The organism is Mycobacterium sp. (genome assembly GCF_019243155.1).
Lineage (GTDB): Bacteria > Actinomycetota > Actinomycetes > Mycobacteriales > Mycobacteriaceae > Mycobacterium.
Genome location: NZ_JAFAUS010000180.1, coordinates 1 through 2646, shown reverse-complemented (window position 1 = coordinate 2646; position 2646 = coordinate 1). Strand labels below are relative to the sequence as shown.

Here is a 2646-nt window from a genome sequence, read left to right as displayed (position 1 = left end):
GAGCTCAACGCCGCCACCGAGGACACCGACGCCGGACCGCTGCTGCACGCCACCTGGACGTGGGCGCCCTCAGCCCTGGACCACAGCCAGATCGGCCGGCTCGCCCAGCTGTGGTTCGACGCCCTGCGCGGAATCTGCGCCCGTGTCGACACCGGCGGCGGCGGACTGACCCCATCTGACATCACCCCGGCACGGCTGACCCAAGACGAAATCGACGAGCTGGAACAGCAGTACGACATCGCCGACATCCTGCCGCTGACCCCGCTGCAGGAGGGACTGCTTTTCCACGCCAATATCGTGCGGGCCACCGACGACGTGTATGCGGTACAGCTGGCTTTCACCGTGACCGGACCGCTGGGCTACTACCGGCTGCGCGACGCGGTGCACACGGTGGTCAAACGTCATCCCCATCTGGCGGCCCGGTTCTGCGGACAATTCGAACACCCGGTGCAGATCATCCCCTCCGATCCCGCGCCGGGGTGGCGGTATGTCGACCTCGGCGACGACGCCGGCGACGTCGACGAGCAGATCCGGCGGGTGTGCGCCGAAGAACGCGCCGCGGTGCGCGAGCTGGGCAACAAGCCGGCGTTTCGTGCCGCGCTGATCCGTCTCGGCCAGGACCGGCACCGATTCGTTTTGACCAATCACCACCTCGTGGTGGACGGCTGGTCGCTCCCGATCCTGCTGGGCGAGATCTTCGCCGGCTACTACGAGCAGCAACTACCCACGCCGGCGCCGTACCGCAGCTTTGTCGCCTGGCTGGCCGATCGAGACGTCGACGCCGCCGAGGCGGCCTGGCGTGAGGTGCTCGCCGGATTCGAGACCCCGACACTGGTCGGGCCGCCCAATCGGCTGGGGCTGGGGAGTCGCGGCGTCGAATCGTTTCACATGTCCGCCGAGACCTCCCGGGCCGTTAGCGAGCTGGCACGCTCCCGCCGCACCACCGTCAACACCGTGCTGCAGGCCGCGTGGGCGCAGCTGCTCATGTGGCTGACCGGCCAGCATGATGTCGTGTTCGGCACGACGGTCTCGGGTAGGCCGGCCGAGGTGATCGGCGCGGACTCGATGGTGGGGCTGTTCATCAACACCGTGCCGGTCCGCGCCCGCATCACCGCGGCGAGCACCACCGCCGACCTGCTCGACCAATTGCAGACCGCCTACAACGACACGCTGGACCACCAACACCTGGCCCTCAGCGAGATTCACCGGGTCACGGGCCACGATCAACTGTTCGACACCCTGTTCGTGTTGGAGAACTATCCCGTCGACACCGCGGCCCTGGCCAGCGACCACGAGCTGGCCATCACCGAGTTCTTCGGCAGCGAGTCCAACCACTACCCGCTGACGGTGCAAGCCACCCCGGGAACCGAGTTGGGCCTTCGCCTCGAGTACGACACCAACGTCTTCGATGCGGCAACCATCGACACCCTCGCCGAGCGATTCAAACGGGTGTTGGTGGCCATCACCGCCGACCCTGCCGAACGGCTGTCGGTGGTGGATCTGCTCGACGAGGAAGAGCGCGCCCGCCTGGACGAGATCGGTCACCGCGCGCTGCTGACCCGCCCCGCGCCCGCGGTATCGATTCCGCAGTCGTTCGCCGAACAGTTGGCCCGCACCCCCGCCGCCGTGGCGGTGACCTTCGAGGGCAATTCGATGACCTACCGCGAACTCGACGACGCCGCCGACCGGTTGGCGCACCTGCTTGCCGCCCATGGCGCCGGCCCGGGCCAGCGAGTGGCGCTGCTGTTGGAGCGTTCCGCCGACGCGGTCGTGGCGATTTTGGCGGTGTTCAAGACCGGGGCGGCCTACCTGCCGATCGACCCCGCGTTGCCCGCGGCGCGGATCGAGTTCATGATCGCCGATGCCGCGCCGATCGCCGCGATCACCACCGCTCAGCTGGCCGCGCGTCTGGACGGGACCGATCTGCGCATCATCGATGTCGAGCACCTTCCGCCCGACACCCATCCGGCCGCGAGCCTGCCGGGATCGGCCCCCGACGACATCGCCTACCTCATGTACACGTCGGGCACCACGGGCGCGCCCAAGGGCGTGGCGCTCACCCACCACAACGTGACCCAGCTGCTGAGGTCACTGGACAGCTGGCTGGCACCGGAACAGGTTTGGTCGCAATGGCATTCGCTGGCCTTCGACGTCTCGGCGTGGGAGATGTGGGGTGCACTGTTGCGCGGTGGGCGTCTCGTGGTGATTCCCGAGTCGGTGGGCCGGTCACCGGCGGACCTGAATGCCCTGCTGGTGGCCGAGCGGGTCAGCATGCTCATCCTGACGCCCTCGGCGGTGGGGATGTTGTCGCCGCAGGGGCTGGATGGGGTGACGTTGGTGGCGGCGAGCGAGGTCTGCCCGCCCGAACTGGTGGATCGGTGGGCACCCGACCGGGTAATGGTCCACTCCTACGGCCCCACCGAGACCACGATCTATACCTCCATGAGTGCGCCGCTGAAGGCGGGGTCGGGCGGTCCGCCGATCGGCTTCCCGGTGGGAGGGGCGGCCTTCTTCGTGCTGGACGGGTGGTTACGCACGGTGCCGGTAGGGGTGGTCGGCGAGTTGTACGTGGCCGGCGTCGGGGTCGGGGTTGGATATTGGCGCCGCGCCGGGCTGACAGGATCGCGGTTTGTGGCAAGCCCGTTC

General features: G+C 68.4%; 1 protein-coding gene. It reads left to right on the top strand.

The features are described from left to right. Positions 1-2646 (top strand): condensation domain-containing protein (locus JOZ00_RS08830; protein WP_293342601.1); only part of this gene is annotated, 2646 nt, incomplete at both ends.